The sequence below is a fragment of the Micromonospora sp. WMMD558 genome (assembly GCF_049315255.1).
Lineage (GTDB): Bacteria > Actinomycetota > Actinomycetes > Mycobacteriales > Micromonosporaceae > Micromonospora.
Window position 1 is genome coordinate 3447137 of sequence record NZ_CP186061.1, and the last position, 16236, is coordinate 3463372.

Annotated in this window: 17 protein-coding genes and 2 pseudogenes; 15 read left to right on the plus strand and 4 right to left on the minus strand. The window is 72.8% G+C overall.

Annotation, left to right across the window (positions count from 1 at the left end; genetic code table 11):
- Nucleotides 1–12: 12 nt before the first annotated feature.
- A complete protein-coding gene (locus ACN26Y_RS16745; RefSeq protein WP_422732985.1) occupies nt 13–2565 on the plus strand; it encodes an FtsK/SpoIIIE domain-containing protein in 2553 nt (850 codons plus the stop codon).
- A gap of 2 nt (nt 2566–2567) precedes the next feature.
- Nucleotides 2568–3392, plus strand: a complete 825-nt coding sequence (locus tag ACN26Y_RS16750; protein WP_422732986.1) for a hypothetical protein — start codon at nt 2568–2570, stop codon at nt 3390–3392.
- 8 nt (nt 3393–3400) lie between these two features.
- Here ACN26Y_RS16750 and ACN26Y_RS16755 read toward each other — a convergent pair whose 3' ends face one another.
- Nucleotides 3401–3586, minus strand: coding sequence for a hypothetical protein (locus tag ACN26Y_RS16755; protein WP_422732987.1), 186 nt, complete (start codon nt 3584–3586; stop codon nt 3401–3403).
- Nucleotides 3587–3847: 261 nt separating this feature from the next.
- Between ACN26Y_RS16755 and ACN26Y_RS16760 the strand changes: the two genes are divergently transcribed.
- The 8 genes and pseudogenes from ACN26Y_RS16760 (at nt 3848) to ACN26Y_RS16795 (ending at nt 9929) form a co-directional block, all read left to right on the plus strand.
- Nucleotides 3848–4066 carry a winged helix-turn-helix domain-containing protein gene (locus ACN26Y_RS16760; protein WP_155331173.1) on the plus strand — a complete coding sequence of 73 codons (219 nt, stop codon included), beginning with the start codon at nt 3848–3850 and terminating at the stop codon, nt 4064–4066.
- A gap of 160 nt (nt 4067–4226) precedes the next feature.
- Nucleotides 4227–4361 carry a hypothetical protein gene (locus ACN26Y_RS16765; RefSeq protein WP_255456189.1) on the plus strand — a complete coding sequence of 45 codons (135 nt, stop codon included), beginning with the start codon at nt 4227–4229 and terminating at the stop codon, nt 4359–4361.
- A gap of 417 nt (nt 4362–4778) precedes the next feature.
- A complete protein-coding gene (locus ACN26Y_RS16770) occupies nt 4779–5231 on the plus strand; it encodes a YunG family protein (RefSeq protein WP_422734942.1) in 453 nt (150 codons plus the stop codon).
- Between the two features lie 96 nt (nt 5232–5327).
- The gene (locus tag ACN26Y_RS16775; RefSeq protein WP_422732988.1) at nt 5328–5657 is read left to right on the plus strand and encodes a hypothetical protein; all 330 of its coding nucleotides are present in this window, start codon (nt 5328–5330) and stop codon (nt 5655–5657) included.
- 58 nt (nt 5658–5715) lie between these two features.
- Nucleotides 5716–6279, plus strand: a complete 564-nt coding sequence (locus ACN26Y_RS16780) for a dihydrofolate reductase family protein (protein WP_422732989.1) — start codon at nt 5716–5718, stop codon at nt 6277–6279.
- A gap of 216 nt (nt 6280–6495) precedes the next feature.
- Complete coding sequence (locus ACN26Y_RS16785) at nt 6496–8472, plus strand: S9 family peptidase (protein ID WP_422732990.1); 1977 nt, start codon at nt 6496–6498, stop codon at nt 8470–8472.
- Nucleotides 8473–8795: 323 nt separating this feature from the next.
- Nucleotides 8796–9074: pseudogene (locus tag ACN26Y_RS16790) on the plus strand (VOC family protein); the annotation flags it as partial.
- Nucleotides 9075–9161: 87 nt separating this feature from the next.
- Nucleotides 9162–9929 carry a VOC family protein gene (locus ACN26Y_RS16795; RefSeq protein ID WP_155331177.1) on the plus strand — a complete coding sequence of 256 codons (768 nt, stop codon included), beginning with the start codon at nt 9162–9164 and terminating at the stop codon, nt 9927–9929.
- A gap of 100 nt (nt 9930–10029) precedes the next feature.
- Here the strand turns inward: ACN26Y_RS16795 and ACN26Y_RS16800 are convergent, their stop codons facing one another.
- From ACN26Y_RS16800 to ACN26Y_RS16810, 3 genes and pseudogenes are all read right to left on the minus strand, one after another.
- Complete coding sequence (locus ACN26Y_RS16800) at nt 10030–10458, minus strand: nitroreductase family deazaflavin-dependent oxidoreductase (RefSeq protein WP_422732991.1); 429 nt, start codon at nt 10456–10458, stop codon at nt 10030–10032.
- Nucleotides 10459–10565: 107 nt separating this feature from the next.
- Nucleotides 10566–11135 carry a pentapeptide repeat-containing protein gene (locus ACN26Y_RS16805; RefSeq protein ID WP_422732992.1) on the minus strand — a complete coding sequence of 190 codons (570 nt, stop codon included), beginning with the start codon at nt 11133–11135 and terminating at the stop codon, nt 10566–10568.
- A gap of 33 nt (nt 11136–11168) precedes the next feature.
- Nucleotides 11169–11249 (minus strand): annotated as a pseudogene (locus tag ACN26Y_RS16810) (pentapeptide repeat-containing protein); the annotation flags it as partial.
- Between the two features lie 19 nt (nt 11250–11268).
- Here ACN26Y_RS16810 and ACN26Y_RS16815 point away from each other — a divergent pair.
- The 5 genes from ACN26Y_RS16815 to ACN26Y_RS16835 all read left to right on the plus strand — a co-directional run bounded on the left by ACN26Y_RS16815 (nt 11269) and on the right by ACN26Y_RS16835 (nt 16175).
- Nucleotides 11269–11970 carry a hypothetical protein gene (locus tag ACN26Y_RS16815; RefSeq protein ID WP_422732993.1) on the plus strand — a complete coding sequence of 234 codons (702 nt, stop codon included), beginning with the start codon at nt 11269–11271 and terminating at the stop codon, nt 11968–11970.
- A 183-nt stretch (nt 11971–12153) separates the two neighbouring features.
- Entirely contained in the window at nt 12154–13011 is an 858-nt protein-coding gene (locus ACN26Y_RS16820; protein ID WP_155331180.1) for an esterase/lipase family protein, read from the plus strand.
- 237 nt (nt 13012–13248) lie between these two features.
- Nucleotides 13249–13614, plus strand: coding sequence for a YciI family protein (locus ACN26Y_RS16825; protein ID WP_366601965.1), 366 nt, complete (start codon nt 13249–13251; stop codon nt 13612–13614).
- A gap of 231 nt (nt 13615–13845) precedes the next feature.
- Nucleotides 13846–15294: a pyruvate kinase gene (gene pyk / locus ACN26Y_RS16830; RefSeq protein ID WP_155331182.1), complete on the plus strand. Its 1449-nt coding sequence runs from the start codon at nt 13846–13848 to the stop codon at nt 15292–15294.
- Entirely contained in the window at nt 15291–16175 is an 885-nt protein-coding gene (locus tag ACN26Y_RS16835) for an acyl-CoA thioesterase (RefSeq protein ID WP_155331183.1), read from the plus strand. The genes pyk and ACN26Y_RS16835 overlap by 4 nt, the downstream gene beginning before the upstream one ends.
- Nucleotides 16176–16236 lie beyond the last annotated feature (61 nt).

Sequence of the window (16236 nt, forward strand, 5' to 3'; positions counted from 1 at the left end):
GCGGCAACGAGGGTGGGCAGGCTCGCGTCGGCGTACGGGCAGGCGGTCGCGGCCCACCGCGCGGCCCGCGCGCACCTCGACACCGCCCGCCGGGCCCTCGGCGCCGCCCCGCCCCCGGCCGCCCCGGCGGGAGCCGCCGACCTGCTCGCCCGCCTCGCCCAGCTCGGCGACGCCCTCGCCACACCCACTCCCGGCGCCACCCCGCTCGCCGCGGGCCCGGCACCGGTCCGCCTCGGCGACGCCGCCACCGCGGGCGGCGCCTTCCCGGTCGTCGTCCCGCTCGGCAGCGGCCACCACCTCGCCGTCGACGCCGACGCCCGCGACCCCCGGGTCGCCGCGCTGCTGCGCGCCGTCGTGCTCCGCCTGCTCGCCACCGCCCCGCCCGGCGGCGTCCGCGTCGCCGGCCTCGACACCGCCGCGCTCGGCGCCACCTTCGGGCCGCTGCGGCCGCTCGTCGACGCCGGCGTACTCGACCCGCCGGCCACCACCGAGGCCGAGGCCGGTGCGCTGCTCGACGCCGCCGAAGCGCACGCCCGTACGGCCCGTGCCGCCGACCGGCCGGACCAGGAACTGCTGCTCGTGGTCGCCGCCGCCCTGCCGCCGCCCCGGGAGGCCGCCCGCCTCGCCGCGCTCACCCACGCCGGCCCGGCCGCCTCCGTGTGCGTCCTCCTCGCCGCGAGCGGGGCACCGGCCCTCGGCGCGACGACCAGCGTCCGGCTGACCGGGGAGCACGCCCACGTGGGCGACCCGCCCGGGGCCCCGTTCAGCGCCGACGGCAGCGGCCTGGCCGCCCCGGTGCGCCTCGACGGCGACCCCCCGGCCGCCTCCGTGGCCGCCCTCGCCGGGCATCTGGGCGCCGCCGTCCGGCAGGGCGCGACGGTGCGCTTCCCGGAGCTGCTTCCCGCGCGACGCTGGGCGGAGTCGTCCGTCGCCGGGCTGCGCACGGTGGTCGGCCGGGCCGGCCGCGACCCGGTCACCGTCGCGTTCGACGACGCCACTCCACACTGGCTGGTCGGCGGCCGCACCGGCGCCGGCAAGACCGTCTTCCTCCTCGACGTCCTCTACAGCCTGGCCGCCCGCTACTCCCCGGCGGAACTCCAGCTCTACCTGCTCGACTTCAAGGAGGGGGTGAGCTTCACCGAGTTCGTCCCCACCGGCCGGGACCCGTCCTGGCTGCCGCACGCGCGGGCGGTCGGCATCGAATCCGACCGGGAGTACGGCGTCGCGGTCCTCCGCGAGCTGCGCCGCGAACTGCAGCGCCGCGCCACCGCGTTCAAGCGGCACGGCGTCACCAAACTCGCCGACCTGCCCCGCGAGGCGCCGCTGCCCCGGATCGTCGCGGTGGTCGACGAGTTCCACGTGCTGCTCGCCGGCAACGACCCGCTCGCCCGCGAGTCGGTCGACCTGCTCGAGGAGTTGGCCCGCAAGGGCCGCTCGTACGGCGTGCACCTGGTGCTCGCCAGCCAGAGCACGACGGGCATCGAGGCCCTCTACGGCCGGGCCGAGGCGATCTTCGGGCAGTTCGCCCTGCGGGTGGCGCTGCCCGGCGGCGGCGGTGTGCTCGACCCGCTGAACGACTCCGCCGCCACCCTGCCGGTCGGGTCCGCCGTGCTCAACACCGCCGCCGGGGCGGCCGGGGCCGACACCGTCGTGCGCTTCCCGGACGCCCACGCGGCCGCCGCCGACCTGGCCCGGCTGCGCCACGACCTGTGGGCGGCCCGCTCGTCCGGCGCGCGCCCACCGTCGGTCTTCAAGGGGTACGACACCGCGCGGCTGGAGGACGACCCCACCTTCACCGGGCTGCGGCCCGGCGGTCGCCGCCCGCTCGCCCTGGTCGGCCGCACCGTCGACGTGGACGGCACGTCGGCGCTGTTCCTGATGGACAGCACCCCCGGCCGGCACCTGGCGGTCGTGGGCACCTCCGCCGCCGGCGCCGAGGTGCTGCGCGCGGCCACCCTCAGCCTGGCCCGCCAGCACACCCCCGGCGACGCCCGGTTCCTGCTCGTCCCCCTCGTCACCGCCGCCGACCCGGCCGTCGACGACACCGCCGACGTGCTCGCCGCCGCCGGCCACCCGGTCGAGCGCCTCGACGCCGACGGGCTGCGGGCCCGCCTCCACGAGCTGGCCGACCCGCCACCGGCCACCGACGGCGCGGACCAGCCGGCGGCCGGCCACGCCCGGACCTACCTCGTCGTGTTCGGAATGGACGCCGCCGGCACCGTCCTCGCGGCGGCCGACCCGGCGACCTTCCGCAGCGGCCACGACGACCTGCGGCAGGTGCTCCGGCAGGGGCCCGGGCGCGGAGTGCACCTGCTCGGCTGGTGGCGCGGCCTGCGCCGGCTCGCCGACGACCTCGGCGGTACGCACAACCGCGACGACGTGGCCTGCCTCGTCGCCCTGAACGTGCCCGGCGCCGACCTCGGGCTGCACCTGGGCGTGCCCGACCTGAGCTACCAACCCCGTCCCGACCGGGCGCTGCTGGTCGACCGGCACGACCACCGCACCCGGCTGATCGTGCCGTTCGCCCGGGACGGCCAGCCCGCCGACGACGACGGGGAGGGCTGAACGTGGCCACCTTCGCCGACTACGCCGCGCTGGCCCGGCTGCTCGCCGAGCAGCGCCGCGCCGGCGAGCAGGGCGCCGCCGTGGAGGCGGAACACCGGCGCAACCTGCACGCCGCCGCCGACTCCCTCCAGCACCGCCTCACCGCGCAGGGGCAGCGCCTCGACCACCTCGGCCGCGCCATCGGCGTCACCGCCCCCGCCGCCGGCCCGCCCGCACCGCCGCCCGCCGAGCCGTCCCCGCCCGCCGCCGGCCCGCCCGCGACCGGGCACCCCGGAACGCACCACGAACCGGGGGAGGGGCGGGCCGGCGGCGCAGCCGCCGCGCCGGGGCGGCCGGGTGTCGGGGCGTACTCCCGGGGTCTTGAGACGGCGCTGGCGGTGCCGGCGGTGCCCGGGCCCCGTGCCGGGGAGGCCGACCCGGCGGCGGAGCTGGAGCTGGCGCGGCGCTACGCCGACGAGGCCGACCGGTACGGGCAGCAGGCCGAGCTGCTGGCCCAGCGGCCGCCGCTGCTGCCGGCCTGGTCGCCGGTGGCGCGGGCGCTCGCCGTGTACCTGGGCTGCGCTGCCGTGGGCGTGGTGCTCATGCTGGTCCTGGTGCTCGCGTCCGGCGTCGGGGTGGTCGGCCTCGGCACCCTGTACACCTGGATGTGCGCCGGGCTGCCCGCCGTGTCGCTGATCGCCGGCTGGCTGGTGCTCGGCCGCTGGGGGAGGCCGGCGATGGTCGCCGGGACGGCGGCCCGCTACCCGGTGCTGGGCATCCTGGTGTGCTTCCTCGCCCTGCCGCTGGCCTACTGCGGCTACCTGCTGCTCTTCCGCACCCTGTTCTGAGGGCGTGCTCAGCCCGTGTTGCTGACCCGGGCGCTCTTGACCAGTTGGGCGAAACGCACGTCCGGGCAGGGGTAGTCCTCCCCGCAGCCGCAGAGCCAGCGGGTCACCACGCGGGGCGGGTGGGCGAAGAGAATGTCGTCCGCGTCGGCGACGTCCTCGTCGGACGCCAGGGGAGTGGTGTCGTCGTTGTCCACGATGGCTCCTGTCCGAGGGCCTGCGTGTTGCTGACTCCGGTGCCGCCCCAAGGGGCGGGCCACGGCACGCCCGGCCGGCCCCACGGGTCGACCAGCCGGGCGCTCTGCGCGGTGGGGAAGGACCAACTCTTGGTTTGCAGACCTGGGAGCCGGTCGAATCGAACTTTACACAACTAGTCACGGAAAGCAAGCGCGACAACACGTGACTTGTCACATGAAGTCGGCGCGTGATCGAATGGCGGTGCAGACCTGGGAGTACAGATGCCCGTCAAGCCCAAGTGGGAACAACTCGCCGACCACATCCGGAGCCAGATCGAGTCGGGTGAACTCGCACCCGGCGACCAGTTGCCGTCCACCGCGCAGCTCAGAGCGCAACACGGCGTCTCGACCACTGTGGTTCGCCAAGCCATCCTCGTCCTTCAGACGCAGGGATGGGTGCAGGGCGTCCACGGCCTCGGCGTCTTCGTCGCCGAGCGCTGATCCCTTCTCGGCAAGGTGGAGGCGGCGGGATGGCGGAGCTGCCGGAAACGGTGACCCGGGACGGCGGTGTGCTGGACGGCTTCCACATCGGGCGGGTGCCCGCCGCTGTCGGTGCCGAGGTCTCGGACTTCGCCAGCGAGTGGGAGGACGTCCGGCCCGGGTGTGGGAGCGCCCGGTGGCCGAGGGCTACCGGGTGGACCTGCGGGTCCATGTGCTGCGCGTGATCGACCCCGGGCATCTTGACGAGGAGGCCCTGCTGTCGACCGCCCTCTCCGTCGGGGAGCAGAGCCGGTAGCCATCGAGGGCGAGCGCACAGTCAGGTCAGCCGTCGAACAACAGGGCGGAGGACCGTGACCAGGCAGGCTGATATCGGTGGTGGCGAGGTGCAGGCGGCAGGCCTCGACGTTCTCCTCTGGGTTCAGTTCGGACCAGTCGAGGAGGTAGCCCGCCGCCGCGGCGACGGTCGCCGGATCGCCGCCGGGCTGCGCACTCATCGGCACACGCCTGCACGGCATCCAGACCAGCTCGGCGTAACGCTGCGTAGCACGCGCGGAGCGCGGCAGAAGGAGCGCGCCCGTTGTGGCGCCGTTCGGCCGGCCAGGACCCGAGGCGGATATTTTCTTGACTCTCGACCTGGTCGAGGGCTGACCCTTCCTGGGTGACGTCTGAAGAGCGCGACCACCGATCAGTCCCTCTCGCGATTGACCTGGAGATGCTGCGGCCGGTACTGCGCGGCGCTTGGGGACCGGATACCTGTGACCCGCACGATGTGCAGGATTGGCACGCCGGCAACCCAGCCCGTGGTCAATGCGGGGTGACTGCCTTGATCATTCAGGACCTGCTCGGCGGAGAGCTGATCCTCGGCGAGGTCCTCGCCGGAGACGCCAAGGTCGGCTACCACTACTGGAATCGATTGGCCGACGGCCGCGAGGTTGACCTGACAGCTGACCAGTTCCAGCCACCAGAAGTCGTTGTCGGCGGTCAGGTCCAGCAACGCCCGCCGGGCCCACCTCGGCGATGCCGCCAGCAGTACGAGATCCTGCGGCACCGCGTCTTCGCAGCCCTCTACGGCGGCGATCCAACGCAACACGCAACCGTGACGGCTGGCGAACAGGCCGAACGCACGAACGGCGGCAGGTCCGCATGGGTCAGCGAGTGCCCATGACGATCTCCGCTGACGACTCCGGTCCGGTCCGGATTGTGACGGCCGTTCTTCGCGACGGCGTTGGGAATCACGGCATCGGAGCCGTCCGGCCCGCCGATGCATGAGATCCGGACCGCGACGTACGACATGCAGATCTGGTTGATCGACAGGTGGACCGGAACACCCGTCAACGCCGCGCCGGACGAGCACGACGCTGTGGCGTGGTTCGAGACGTCCGACCTTGACAGCCCGCGTCTCGGCAACGAGTCGTATCTCTTGATGCTCACCGCCGTGCGCCGACGCCTGCGCAGGATATCCACGGAGAGTGACGGGAGTTCCTGCATTCCGGCGCGCCTGCTCGGCGGCAGAAGCGGACACCGCTGGCGTGCGCCGGACCAGTCGAGGATCCGTGGAACCTCTCTCGGGATGGCGTCGGATCCGGGCTGAGTCGTTCGTAGAAGAGGTGACCTCCCATTGGGTCCTTCGTGCACCGCGAGGTAGAGGCATGGCAAAGCTGATCTACGTGACGAACGTGTGGCTCGACGGCTACATCGAGGACGAGCGCGGCGCCTTCGACTGGTTCCCGCCCGACGACGAGGTATTCGCGTTCACCACCGACCTCCTGCGATCCGTCGGCACGTTCCTCTACGGACGGCGCCTGTACGAATCGATGGCGGTCTGGGAAACCAATACCGGTCTGGCCGCCCAGTCCGAGCTCATGGCAGACTTCGCCAGCGCCTGGCAGGCGGCGAACAAAGTCGTCCACTCCACGACCCTCGCCGCGGTATCAACTGCCGACACCCGACTCGAACGCCGTTTCGACCCCGCCGCGGTACACCAATTGAAGGCCACGGCCAGCAGCGATCTCACCGTAGGAGGTGCCAACCTCGCGACGCAGGCTTTCAGGGCCGGGCTGGTCGACGAGTGCCAGCTGTTCGTCTGGCCCGTGGTCGTCGGCGGGGGTAAGCCAGGGCTGCCGACCGGCATGCGCACCGACCTTGAGCTGCTCGATGAGCGCCGATTCCGAAACGGCACCGTACACCTGCGCTACCGCGCACTCGGACAATGAACGACAGTCCTGTCCGATCGCCGGCGCTTGCGTGGCAGGCGGAGCGCCGACGACTGAGTCGGCCGGATGAGGTCGCCCATCACGAACGCGGGTTGCGTCAAGTCGCAGTGTGCGCAGGCGTCAACCGCCGCGTCTGGACGGCGGTGGCGACAGCGAACCCCAGTTTTGGGGAGCGCCCCGACAACTACTCCCTGGGCAGCGTCTTTTGGCTGCGGCGTGCTGCGGCAGCGGTTGGCAGCCGTAGTAGTTGATCGATACTGTGCCTCGGTGGCCCGTACGCAGCTCACTGCCGAGTTGGTGGTTGACGGTCGTGTTCCGCAGGCATTGGCGCTGTCGCCGGACGGCAAGTGGGTCGCCTACGTGGTCGCCCCGGTCGGGCGGGCTGGTGATCACCCGGTCAGCGAGGTGTGGGTCGCCGCCGTCGACGGGACTGGGTCTCCGCGACGATTGACTTCGGGTGAGGCGTACGATTCGGCGCCGCGGTGGGCCGGGGATTCGCTGCTGGTCTACTTTCTCTCCGACCGGGCTGAGCGTGGCACGGCGCAACTGCACCGGGTGGGGCTGGTCGACGGTGTTGTGGAGGCGGTCACGTGCTGGGCCGGTGGGGTGTCCGGTCACCTCCCGCTGGCCGATCCGGACGTGGTTGTGGTGATCGCAGCCGATGAACCGTCCGCCGAGGACGAACGCCGGGTGAGGGAGCGTGACGACGCTCGGGTGTGGGGTGAACGCGTACGCCCGGACCGGCTGCGGCTGCTCGACGTACGGAGCCGGGAGGTCCGGACACCGGATGCGTTCGGCGATCGTCATGTCGTCGAGGTGGTCCAGCGGCCCGACGATGGAATCCTGGCGGTACTGACCTGGTCGACCCCCGACGTGGACCCGGGCCTTGTGGAGCCCGGTCTCCACCTGCTCGATCCGGACAGCGGCGTGACGCGGGACCTCGGCTCGGCCGCGGCGGACGCGTCGTCGCTCGTCTGGTGGCCCGCCGACGACGGCTGGCACCTGGCATATGTCGCGAAGACTCCGCCCGCTCTGGTGGGTGGACATGCGGTTCTCGATGTCGCCGTGCCGGTGAGCGGGCCGGTGGGCGAGCACCGTAACCTGACCGCCGGCACGACCGTGTGCCCGAGCAACCTGGTTCAGGTCGACGCCGGTCTGCCGCTGGTGCTGGTCGCCGACGGGCTCGATACCGCGATCCACCGGCTCGATCCGGTCGGGCCCACCCTCGTCGAGGTGTCCCGGGTCGACGGCCTCGCGACGTCGTTTGCCACGAGCCGGCACGGTGACGCCGTCGCGGCGGTGGTGAGCACGTCCTACGAGCCCGGGAACGTCCACGCCGGCCCCACGTGCGGGCCGCTGACGAGCCTGACCGATCTCAGGCCCGAACTCCGCGACATCCGGTGGGGTGTCCAGGAACGCCTGTCGTACGAGGCATCTGACGGGCTGGCCCTGGACGGCCTGCTGATCCTGCCCGCCGGCCGGTCGCACACCGACGGGCCGTTTCCGCTGGTGACACTGGTTCACGGCGGCCCGTACGAGCGGCACGCCGACCGGCTCATGCTCGGCTGGCACCCGTCCGGCCAGTGGCTGGCGACTGCGGGCTACGCCGTGTTTCTGCCGAACCCGCGCGGCGGCCAAGGGCACGGCCACGACTTCGCGGTGCGCGTCGCCGGTGCGGTCGGCCTCGACGAGTGGACCGACATCTGTGCCGGCATCGACCTGCTCATCGCCGACGGCGTCGCCGACCCCGACCGGCTGGGCATCGGCGGCTGGAGCCACGGCGGGTTCATGGCCGCATGGGCGGTCGGGCAGACCGACCGGTTCAAGGCCGCCGTGATGGGCGCCGGAATCAGCGACTGGGGAATGCTCGCCGCAACCGGAGAACAGGGGCCGTTCGAGGCCGCCCTCGGCGGCAGCAGCGGCTGGGAAGGAACAGGTCCACACCGCCACGACCGGCTCAGCCCGATCTCGTACGCCTCCAACATCCGCACGCCGGTGCTGATCCTGCATGGCGAGAACGACACCAACGTTCCGGTATCACAGGCGGAGTTCTTCCACCGAGCCCTACGCAGGTTCGGAGCCGAGCACAAGTACGTCGTCTATCCCCGGGAGAACCACTCGATCCGCGAACGCAACCACCAACTCGACGTGCTCCGCCGCACCCGCGCATGGTTCGACCGGTGGCTCGGATGACCCAACGCCCGACCGCCACGACCGCCACGGCCTACCGCGGCAGGCCAGACCACCTATTCCAGAAACAGGGCGGCAAGCAGCGGCAAGCGTTGACGCAGCTGCTGATCGTCGTCCAAGTTCCACAGCACCCACGCACTCATCCCGGCTACGTCCGGATGCAGGGGCCGGCGATCCGGTTACCTCCGTGACGAGCGCTTCGCGGCTAGATCCGGACGACGGTGAAGCTGACGATTCGCCCGATCCGCCCCGTACGACGCGCGAACGGTGCCACGATGCCGGCAGGGCGTGCCGGCGGTGGCCGCCCCCAGTCGAGAGGGGTCGACGTGAGCACCGTCCCGCCGGGCACGCCTTGCTGGGCCGACCTGGCCACCCCGGAATCCCGCCGATGCGCGGCGCTTCTACCCGGAGCTGTTCGGCTGGACCGGGCGGATCACGCCGGAGCCCGAGGCGGGCGGTTCGACGTCCCCGGCGCGATGGCCTGGAACGAGCTGGTCACCCACGACCCGGAGGGCGCGAAGGTCTGCTACGAGCTGGTCTTCGGCTGGCACCCGGACGACCAGCCGATGGGAACGATTACCTACACCGGCTGGCGGCTCGGCGCCGGTGCCGGCTGACGGCCGTCGGCTGTCGGGCCCGCCCGCCGCCATCCCGCTGAGAGTTGCCCGAGCAGAGAAAGCGAAGCCGAAGCCATGACAGATATTCCAGCGGGGGCACCCGCCTGGGTCGACCTGGTCACCACCGACCTCCCCGGCGCGGCGCGCTTCTACGCGCCCTTGTTCGGGTGGGCCGTCGCCGAGGCGGACCGGCAACCCGCGGCTGACGGTCACCTCGTCTTCCACCAGCAGGGCAAAACGGTGGCCGGTGCCGGGCTGGGGGCCGGCCCGCAACGGCCGCCTGCCTGGATGCCCTACCTGGCGACCGACGACGCCGAGGGTGCCTGCCAGCGGGTGACCGCCGCCGGCGGCCGGATCCTGACCGAGCCCTTCGACGTCCCCGGCTCTCGGCGGACGGCGCTCTTCGCCGACCCGGCCGGGGCGCCGTTCGGGGTGTGGCAGTCGCTCGGCATGCCGGGGGCCGAGGTGTTCGACGTACCCGGCTCGCTGACCTGGCCCGAGCTGACCACGCGGGAGCCGGACCGGGCTAAGGAGTTCTACGGGTCGGTGTTCGGCTGGACGGCGGACGACCAACCGATGGGCCCGATCACCTACACCACCTGGCAGCTGGACGGTCGTCCCGTCGGCGGGATGATGCCCATGATCGGCGAAGACTGGGGCGACCTCCCGTCCCACTGGATGATCTACTTCGCGGTCACCGACACCGACCGGGTCGTCGCCGAGGCGCTAGGGATGGGCGCGACGCTCGCCGTTCAGCCGACGGACCTGACGCGGGGCCGCTTCGCGGTGCTCACCGATCCACAGGGGGCGTTCTTCTCGATCCTCGGGACTACTCCGCCCTGACCGCACGGGGATCCGGCCGACGCGATGGTTCGTACCCGGACAGGGATCCCTGGCGGCTGGCTGACGCGATCCGGGCCGCGGAGGTGAAACAGCACCCAGGTCAGGCGCGCTCGACGACGACCATCGGGATCTCCCGGTCGGTCTCCTTCTGGTAGCGGGCGTAGGTCGGGAACACCGCCGTCATCAGCTCCCACAGCCGGGGTCGCTCCTCGGCGGTGGCGGTCCGCGCCCGGGCGGCGAAGCGCTCCGCGCCGACCTGCACCTGGACCTCCGGGTCGTCCCGCAGGTTCAGGTACCAGTACGGGTGGTGGGCCGCCCCGCCGTTCGAGGCGACCAGCAGGTAGCGGTCGCCGTCGCGGCCGTAGATCAGGGCGGTGCGGCGCAGCGCGCCGGAGCGGCGGCCCCGCGTGGTGAGCAGCAGGGCGGGATAGCCGTGGAACGTGCCACCGTCGGCGCCGTCGCTGGCGACGTACCGCCGGACGTGGCTGGCGACCCACCCGACCGGACTGTCCTCAATCACCTCGCTCATCCCCGTAGCCTAACCCGCTCGAGCGCGGCCAGATCATGGACGATTTCGGCCCCTGGAGGGGCCACTTCGTTCCAAGATCTGTGCGGCTGCGTCGGCGCGGTGACGATTCAGGTCTCGGTCAGCAGCAGCCAGTCGTCGTCGACCGGGCTCGCCCGCCAGCCGTCCGGCCAGGCGTGGGAGTGCGCCGTGCTGGCGCGGGCCTGGTCGACGCCGGGGCGGCGGGCGAACGTCGCACCGCCGAACCGCGCCCGGCCGTGGAAGCGGGCGCGGCCGAAGCTGCCCTTGTTCTCGAAGCGGGCCTGCTCGAAGAACGCGTCGCCACCGAACTCGGTGAACCGGAACAAGGCCAGGTCGGCGAAGCGGGCCTGGCGGAAACCGGCGTACCCGCCGAACACGGCGTGCTCCATCGACAGGCCGGCGCGGAAGTCCGCCTCGCGGAACGTGGCGCTGTCGGTGAACCGGGCGGTGTCGAAGGTGGCCGTCTCGCGGAACGTCGTGCCCCGGAACGTCGCCCGGCCGAAGGTGGCGCCCCGGCAGGACAGCGTGCCCCCGAGGTCGGCCCGGTCGACGCTGGTGCGGAGACTCCGGGCGCCGTCGAGCACGATCTCCGCGTCGCCGGTGACCTCGTCGAGCCGCAACTCCTCGAACGTCGCCCCCAACGACAGCCGCCCCCGCACGGTCGCGCCGGTGAGGCGGGTGACGCCCGTGCAGACCGCCCCGGTGAGGTCGGCGTCGACCAGGGTGCAGCCGGCGGCGTCGAACCCCGCCAGCCGGGCACCGGTCAGGTCCAGGCTGACACTCGGGCCAGAAGTGGTCGCCGTCCGCGCGCAGGTGCCGGGTGAGCACCCGCTGGGCCGTCCGGCGTACCTCCGTCTCGCGCGGGTCGTCCGCCGGCGGCATCCGGAGGTACGCGCAGAGCACGGCGACGATGGTCGGCCGCTGCCCCGGGTTGTCCTGACCGAGCCGCTCCAGGGCGTGCAGGCCGCCCAGGCGGACGGCCGCGTTGTCGCTGCCGAGCAACTCGACGGCGCGGGTGTACAGCTCGGTCAGCCGGCGCTCGGCGGCGTCGTGGTCGGCCGCCCGGGTCTGCCGCTCCTGGTGGCGCTGCGCCGCGTCGGCGACGGCCTCGGCGTGCGCCTGGACGCGTTCGCGGTGCGTCTGGTCCTGGGCGGCGACGGCCTCCTGGTGGCGCTGCGCGCGTTCGCTGATCCACTGCCGGCGGGCAGCGAGCAGCAGCGCGAGGCCACCGCCGGTGCCGGCGACCACGGTCAGCCCGGTGCGGATGGCGTCGACGCGCAGGGTGGCCCGGGTGTCCGGCTGGGTGGCCCGGTCGGCCTCGCCGAGCAGCCAGTCCAGCACCCACCAGCCGAGGGCGACGGCGAGCAGCAGCCCGACCAGCACCAGCCACCACGGCATCACCCGCAGCCGTTCGTCGGGTGGTGGGGTCACGGCCACAGCATGCCACCGGGACGCCACCGGGTGGGGGATCGCGCCGACACCGTTGCCGCGTAACAGCTTCCGCGCCGCAACTACTCCAATGTGGACATATGGCATCCGGAATGCCGGAATGCGCCTCTGATGGAACAACGGGTTACCGAAGCGTAACTTAGCATTGACGAGCCTGAATCAATGGCCCCATCATCGTTCGCACCGGTCGATCGGACACCGCACCCACCACCACCCGGAGGTGCAGCCATGCTGCTCCGAAAGACCGCCACCGTGCTCGCGGCAGCACTCGCCGCGACGCTCGCACTCCCGGCCGCGACCGCCGCCGCGGAGCCCGTCCCGACCGCTGCGAGGGCGTCCGGACCCACCGCCGCCCCGACCGCTGCGGCGGCGTCCGGACCCACCGCCGTCCCGGCCGCCGAGGAGGCCGCCGAACGCGCCGACGCCAACGCCAACCCGGTGATCGTCGTCGGTGGCCTCAGCGGCTTCGCCGCCGTCTACGAGCCGCTCGCCGCCCGGCTGCGCGGCGACGGCTTCCGTCCGTTCATCTACGAACTGCCGGGGCTCGGCTTCGGCGACATCCCCACCTCCGCCCGCGCCTTCGCCGGGTACGTCGCCCAGGTCCGCGCCGTCACCGGTGCGGCCAAGGTCGATGTCGTGGCGCACTCGCAGGGCGGCCTGGTGGCCCGCTACTACCTGAAGCGGCTGAACGGCACCGGCGCCGTCGGCCGGTACGTCAGCCTCGGCACCCCGGAACAGGGGACGTACGTGGCCAACATCCTCAACTTCATCGGGCTCGGTAGCTGCGCCGGCGTCGTCTCCTGCCAGCAGATGATGACCGGCTCCGACTTCATCGAGGACCTCAACGCCGGCGACGACACCCCCGGTGCGGTCCGTTACACCACCGTGCGTACCTGGCAGGACGAACTGGTCCGCCCGGTGGGCAACGCCACGCTGGCCGACGGCGCCACCAACGCGCTGATCCAGGCGTGGTGCCCGCTGCGGCTGGTCGGGCACCTCGGGCTCGCGCTGGACGGCACCACGTACACGGTGATCCGGCAGGCGCTGCGCGACCGGGCGATCCGCCCCAACTGTTTCGCGCTGTAGGTGCGACCCGTACGTGTCCGGCGGGGCGGTCGGTGCACCGACCGCCCCGCCGGCGCGTGCGCGGACGGCTTCCGGGCCGCCGCACCGCGAGCGCCTCGACGGGGCCGGGCCGGCGGTGTCGCCGCACCGCACCGCGCTGCGCGAAGTTGGCCGTACCGGCCTCCGGCTCGTGGGACGCTGTGCCCGTGCCGGTCGGCGTCGACCCGCCTCCGGCGTGACGGGCGGGAGGAGAACGCCATGACGGGGACGCCGGAGGTCGACTTCGCGCTCGACACGTACGAGTGCATCGTGCTCTATCCCGGCGCGTCCGGGCGGGCGCTGCCGGCGGAGACCGTGCAGCGGCTCCAGGCCGAGCACAACGCGCACCTGCAGGCCATGCAACGGCGCGGCATCGTCCTGGTCGCCGGGGCCGTGGACGGACCCGCCCGCGAGCCGGACCCGCCGCTCGGGTTCGGCCTGGCCCGCACCGGCTCCGTGGACGACGTCCGCAGCGTCATGGAGGCCGACCCCGCCGTGCAGGCCGGCCTCTACCGTGTCGACGTCATGAGCTTCTACTGCCCGGCCGGCTCGCTGGAGTTCCCGCTGGCCAAGACCCAGAGCTAGGGCCAGCTCCATGGGCGTTCGTCGACCGGCCCGGCGCCGTTCACCCACGCCCGGCGGCCGGGCTGACACCGGACGGTACGATTCCGGGCGCGCGGTCGCCGATGCCCGCCGTCACGACGTCCCCGGCGGGTGTCCCACCCCCGGTCGCGCACCCGCGCATCGTCGGACAAACCTGGTTCGCAGTGCGACAGGGGTCGGCCCGCAGTCCGGCCCGGAGGAGAGACTAGCCTGATGGGCGTGACACGCCGCGCGAAGATCGTCTGCACACTTGGTCCCGCCACCTCCTCGCCCGAGCGCATCCGCGGGCTCGTCGAGGCCGGCATGAACGTGGCGAGGCTCAACTTCAGTCACGGCAGCCACGCCGACCACGAGGCCGTCTACCGGCTCGTACGGGAGGCGGCCGACGCGGCCGGCCGCCCCGTCGCCGTGCTGGCCGACCTGCAGGGCCCCAAGATCCGGCTCGGCCGCTTCGCCGAGGGCCCGCACGAGTGGCGCACCGGCGACTCCGTGGTGATCACCAGCGACGACGTCCTCGGCACCAAGGACCGGGTCTCCTGCACCTACAAGAAGTTGCCGCAGGAGGTGAAGCCGGGCGACCGGCTCCTGATCGACGACGGCCGGGTCGCCGTCGAGGTAACCGACGTCACCGGCAACGACATCCGCTGCCTGGTGACCGAGGGTGGCCCGGTCTCCAACAACAAGGGCGTGTCGCTGCCGAACGTGGCGGTCAGCGTCCCCGCCCTGTCCGACAAGGACTCCGAGGACCTGCGGTTCGCGCTCGGGCTCGGTGTCGACCTGATCGCGCTCTCCTTCGTCCGCTCCGCCGACGACATCAAGCTCGTCCACGCGATCATGGCCGAGGAGGGCGTCCACCGCCCGGTCCTCGCCAAGGTGGAGAAGCCGGAGGCGGTGGACCACCTCGAGGCGATCGTGCTGGCCTTCGACGGCGTGATGGTGGCCCGCGGCGACCTCGGCGTGGAGCTGCCGCTGGACCAGGTTCCCCTGGTGCAGAAGCGCGCGGTGCAGCTCTGCCGGGAGAACGCCAAGCCGGTCATCGTGGCCACCCAGATGCTCGACTCTATGATCGAGAACTCGCGGCCGACCCGCGCCGAGGCGTCCGACGTGGCCAACGCGGTGCTCGACGGCGCGGACGCGGTGATGCTCTCCGGCGAGACCAGCGTCGGCAAGTACCCGGTGCTCACCGTCAGCACCATGGCCAAGATCGTCACCACGACGGAGTCCGGCTCGATCGGCGTGCCCCGGCTCCAGCACGACCCGCGTACGCACGGCGGCGCGCTCACCGTCGCCGCCTCGTCGATCGCCCGGGCCATCGGCGCCAAGGCGATGGTGGCGTTCTCGCAGACCGGCGACACCGTCCGCCGGCTGTCCCGGCTGCACTGCGACCTGCCGCTGCTCGCGTTCACCCCGGTTCTCGAGGTGCGCAACCAGCTCGCCCTCTCCTGGGGCGTGGAGACCTTCCTGATGCCCTTCGTCGAGCACACCGACGACATGTTCCGGCAGGTCGACGAGGCGCTGCTCGGCCTGGGCCGGGCCAATCCCGGCGAGTACGTGGTGATCGTCGCGGGCAGCCCGCCCGGCACCCCCGGCTCGACCAACACGCTGCGCGTACACCAGCTCGGGTCGCTGGTCGACGCCGCGTCCGCGCGGGCGTTGCGGTGAGCGCCGCGGACGTCGCGGTCGGTCAGGCCGCCGTCGACCAGTTGCTGGAGGTCCTGGACCTCACGCCGACCGGCGAGATGGCCTTCCGGGGGATGAGCCCGCCGGTCGGCCCGCAACGGGTGTACGGGGGGCAGGTCGCCGGTCAGGCCCTCGTCGCCGCCGGCCGCACCGTCGACCCGGAGCGGTTCGTGCACTCCCTGCACGGCTACTTCGTGCGCCCCGGCGACCCGGTCGAGCCGATCGAGTACCAGGTGGAGAACATCCGCGACGGCCGCTCGTTCTCGGTCCGCCGCTCGGTCGCGCTCCAGCACGACAAGCCGATCTTCTTCATGTCCGCGTCATTCCAGCGGGTGGAGGAGGGGCTGGACCACCAGGCGCCGGCCCCGCCGGACGTGCCCGGGCCGGACGAGGTGCCGACCATGAGCGACCGGCTCGCCCGCTACCCGGAGCGGCTCGGCATCTGGGCGCAGATCCCGCGCCCGATCGACGTTCGCTACGTCGGCGAGCCGGGCTGGGTCCGCCCCGGTGACCGTCCGGCGGAGCCGCACCAGCGGGTGTGGATGCGGATCGACGGCAAGCTGCCCGACGACCCGCTGCTGCACGCGTGCGCGCTGACGTACGCCTCCGATCTGACCCTGCTGGACTCGGTGCTGTCGGTGCACGGCGAGGTCTGGGGTCCCGGCGGCCTGGTGGGCGCGAGCCTGGACCACGCGTTGTGGTTCCATCGGCCGTTCCGGGCCGACGAGTGGTTCCTCTACGACTGCTGGAGCCCGTCGGCGTCCGGCGCGCGGGGTCTGGCGGCCGGCCGGATGTTCACCCGGGACGGGCGGCAGATCGCCAGCGCCGTCCAGGAGGGCCTGCTGCGCCGCGTCGGCGCCTGACCTGGGCCCGGATCGGCCGCTGCCCGGCCGATCGGCCGAGGGGTGATCGGCCGGGCGGGGT

Excerpts from the sequence above, each read along its gene's own strand:
- ACN26Y_RS16760 (WP_155331173.1), top strand. The coding sequence starts at position 3,848 with ATGCCCGTCAAGCCCAAGTGGGAACAACTCGCCGACCACATCCGGAGC.
- ACN26Y_RS16770 (WP_422734942.1), top strand. The coding sequence starts at position 4,779 with ATGCTGCGGCCGGTACTGCGCGGCGCTTGGGGACCGGATACCTGTGAC.
- ACN26Y_RS16775 (WP_422732988.1), top strand. The coding sequence starts at position 5,328 with ATGCATGAGATCCGGACCGCGACGTACGACATGCAGATCTGGTTGATC.
- ACN26Y_RS16780 (WP_422732989.1), top strand. The coding sequence starts at position 5,716 with ATGGCAAAGCTGATCTACGTGACGAACGTGTGGCTCGACGGCTACATC.
- ACN26Y_RS16795 (WP_155331177.1), top strand. The coding sequence starts at position 9,162 with ATGACAGATATTCCAGCGGGGGCACCCGCCTGGGTCGACCTGGTCACC.
- ACN26Y_RS16800 (WP_422732991.1), bottom strand. The coding sequence starts at position 10,458 with ATGAGCGAGGTGATTGAGGACAGTCCGGTCGGGTGGGTCGCCAGCCAC.
- ACN26Y_RS16820 (WP_155331180.1), top strand. The coding sequence starts at position 12,154 with ATGCTGCTCCGAAAGACCGCCACCGTGCTCGCGGCAGCACTCGCCGCG.
- ACN26Y_RS16825 (WP_366601965.1), top strand. The coding sequence starts at position 13,249 with ATGACGGGGACGCCGGAGGTCGACTTCGCGCTCGACACGTACGAGTGC.
- pyk (WP_155331182.1), top strand. The coding sequence starts at position 13,846 with ATGGGCGTGACACGCCGCGCGAAGATCGTCTGCACACTTGGTCCCGCC.